Raw genomic sequence first — 3018 nt, 5'->3', positions numbered from 1 at the left:
CCAGCGCAGCCGGTGAAGCAACGGCGCCCGGGTGGCCGGATCTGCGATGACGCGGAAGAGGTTGACCAGATCCCCGTCGGCGTCGTTGTAGATCCGCTTCGTGAATCCCGCGTTGAGCGTGACCGCCGCTGATCCGCCGAACACGTCAACGAGTGTGTCGCAGCCAGAGGCGCGCAGGTGTCCCGCGACGACGCCCGAGATTCGGTGCTTTCCGCCGATGTATGGTATCAGGGAGATCATGTGTCATTGCTCTACTTCATGGCGTCTCATTTCGCCGCTTGTGGCGTTACCAGATGCCATCGGGGTGCTCCTGTTGAAGCGCGGCTAGGTTACGCCGGATGTACGCCGCAACTGGGCACTGCTTGTCATGCTCTTTGCCCGTAATCCACAAGTAGTGCAGATACGATGCGGGCACGTCCTGCATCAGCACTCCCTTGTGCTTCCCCCACGGCATCGGGTCAAAGTCAGTCAGCAGTTTCATGCGTCAGTCTCACCTCACTCCGCGCCCCGCAACCGGGGCATATCCACCCACGCGACTCTGTTTCACTTCTGTTCCCCTCCATCGGAACCTCGTTTTGCCGCCGCCCTCATCGCCAGCAGACGCGCATCCTGCGGCGCCTCCCATCGCCCCTCCTCGTCCGCGGCGCGGGTATTTTTTCGCTCCACCTCCCTCACAAATAGACCCAGACGAGACTTCAAGAACAGTGCCGGTTTCCAGATCGGCTCCGGCTCCAGGCCAGCGTCCTCCACCACCGCCCGGGCCGCCGCTTGCCAGTCAATCTTCACCGACGCCGCCTCGTACCCTCTCCTGACCAGCCGGTACTGCTCGTAACTCATCCCGGCCAACGAAGGACATCCCATCAGGATCCGAAAAGCAGCATCCTCCTCACCCGCGCCGCGCCCGGTGTTGTCGTTGTTCCCATTCTTCTCATTGTTAACATTGTTAAGAAGTGTGCGGTGGTTGTGCGGTGGTTGTGCGGTGGTTGTGCGGTGGTTGTGCGGTGGTTGTGCACTCGGTTGTGCGGTGTGTTGGTACTCGCACCAGTTGAGGATTGTGATCAAACGACTTGTGTGAGTTTTCTCTTGTGCAATCTGATGTTCGTTTTCCATCGTTGTGAGAATTCGCTCCACGCGAAATTCATTCAGGCCGAGGCGTTTTGCCGTCGCCTTCCTTCCCGTCACGAGTTGCCCAGGTTGAAGAATGATCACCTTCCCTCCAAACTTGGTGGGGGTTGGTGCGTGCTGGGCGTGCAGGAGTAGATCCACCCATACGCGAACCCACGCCGACTGCTCGTAGCGCGGATGCTTCCGCAGACTACGATGCAGGCAGATCCATCCCTCGATCTTCTCGTCGTCAGCCTTTCTCACCATCTACCCCTCCAGCGCGGACACCGCCGCGCCAGCTCGTACAGGTCTCCGTTCAGCAGGCGGACCGGGATCCGCATGCCCTTCACGAAATTCACACTGTTCCGCACCCGCACCCGCACCAGGCGGCCGGCGATCTCAGCTTGAATCAGGCGCAGATTTCTGAACCCCCGGACCACAACGGCCTCCTGCGGAGAAAAATCATCACGTAGCGTGCCCTCTGGCGCCTTCGAAGCAGGGGGGGGGCTATCCTGCCCCTCCCCCCCGCGGCGGTTTTCAGCAGGGGAAGGCGTGGTGCTGGGCGCGGCGGTTTTCGCACCCACCTCCAACTCCACTCTCTGCAGTCCCGCATCCGTGTACTTCACGGCGCCACCCTCCAGGTCGTAATCCCTGCCGCGGACCAGCACCTTCTCGCGGACCGCACGGATCGTTGCCCGGGACAACCCCAGCTTCTCCGCCACCTCCCTTTCGACGTGAACGTACATGGGAACCCCCTTTCACAAAATTTCTGCGAGGGCATCCATCATCACGTCGGGCCCCCCGCCCCCGGCCGCGCGCGACCCCCTCCCCCCCTGGGGGCAGGCCCGACCAGGCGCCCGATCGCCACGCCGACCGCGGACCTCGACGACCGCCCGAGGCGGGAGAATCGGGAGGCGACTGGCATCAGGACTGGCATCACGGACGCCCACCCGCGCGTTTCTGCGTGGAATCGGGCCGAACCGATCTGACTGCTAATCATGTTTTGCCCCCTCGATCGCCGGCACCTGGCCCGCGGTCAGCAGCCTCGCGGCCGGCGCCGCGGGCACTCCGCTCGGCGCCTCGACGACCGCCGCCAGCTCGTCGGCGCCCGGCTCCACGCTCCCTTTTTGCCCGGGCGTCTCCCCACCTAAACCGGTTGCCGCCGGGCCGACCTCGACACCCTCGGCCTCGATCGCACGGTTGAACGCCTCGTGATCCGGCGCCGACCGGATTTCATGGATCACGGTCGCATCGCCACCGAGGACCAGGCCCTTGTCGGTCAGGACGCCAGCGATCCACGCCTTGTCGCGCGGCAGCATCTTGGCGCGCTTCTCCTCGTCCGCCAGGTCATCGAGGATCGATTCCATGCAGAGGCCGGCACCGTACAGGGCCAACCGCTTGAGCCTTTCTTTCTCCTGGGCTATGGCGGCGCCTTCGCGGCGGATCACGGCGAGCAGCGTGTGATGCGAGATGTGAAGAGTGGATGCGATCTGAATACGTGGTAAACCAGCCGCCACAAGCCTCACCGCAGCGGCATACTTGGCCGGCTCCCGTTCCGCCAGCAGTTCACCCGTAAAATGCCCCGCCGCAGTCGGCAGGCGCACGGCTTCGGCGATGTACTGGTCAAGATCGAAGAGGGTATCGGTACTCACGCTTGCGTCACCCAGCGCCGCAGCGCACGTTCCGGAATCAGTCTGAGTTGCCCCGAGATCGTGGCAACCGGCCAAATGCCCTCACGGCCCTGAGTCTGCCGGCCGCGGCGCACATGCCGGCGGATCGTGGACACTGACACCCCGAGCAACCGCGCCGCCTGGGATTGAGTGTAGTGGCGGTCTAGGCTCATAACGGCGTGCCTTGCTGCGAGCAGTTGCGGACACAATCGGGGCAAAACAGATCGCGCCGGCGCTGGCAGAT

General features: G+C 63.6%; 6 protein-coding genes. All 6 read right to left on the bottom strand.

The window, feature by feature from the left end; genetic code table 11:
- Positions 1 to 240, bottom strand: a 240-nt coding sequence (locus FJ222_12500) for a DNA adenine methylase (GenBank protein ID MBM4165242.1), incomplete at its 3' end; no start/stop codon positions are given.
- Positions 241 to 286: 46 nt separating this feature from the next.
- Positions 287 to 481, bottom strand: a complete 195-nt coding sequence (locus FJ222_12495) for a hypothetical protein (GenBank protein ID MBM4165241.1) — start codon at positions 479 to 481, stop codon at positions 287 to 289.
- A 62-nt stretch (positions 482 to 543) separates the two neighbouring features.
- The gene (locus FJ222_12490; GenBank protein ID MBM4165240.1) at positions 544 to 1371 is read right to left on the bottom strand and encodes a hypothetical protein; all 828 of its coding nucleotides are present in this window, start codon (positions 1369 to 1371) and stop codon (positions 544 to 546) included.
- Positions 1365 to 1850, bottom strand: coding sequence for a hypothetical protein (locus FJ222_12485; GenBank protein ID MBM4165239.1), 486 nt, complete (start codon positions 1848 to 1850; stop codon positions 1365 to 1367). Before FJ222_12485 ends, FJ222_12490 begins: the two co-directional genes overlap by 7 nt.
- Before the next feature lie 246 nt (positions 1851 to 2096).
- Positions 2097 to 2756: a hypothetical protein gene (locus tag FJ222_12480; protein MBM4165238.1), complete on the bottom strand. Its 660-nt coding sequence runs from the start codon at positions 2754 to 2756 to the stop codon at positions 2097 to 2099.
- Entirely contained in the window at positions 2753 to 3016 is a 264-nt protein-coding gene (locus tag FJ222_12475; protein MBM4165237.1) for a helix-turn-helix domain-containing protein, read from the bottom strand. Before FJ222_12475 ends, FJ222_12480 begins: the two co-directional genes overlap by 4 nt.
- Between the last annotated feature and the right edge of the window lie 2 nt (positions 3017 to 3018).

The sequence above is a fragment of the Lentisphaerota bacterium genome (assembly GCA_016873675.1).
Taxonomy (GTDB): Bacteria; Verrucomicrobiota; Kiritimatiellia; order RFP12; family JAAYNR01; genus VGWG01.
Note: the sequence above shows the minus strand (reverse complement) of the source record. Positions and strands in the feature narration are given on the sequence as shown.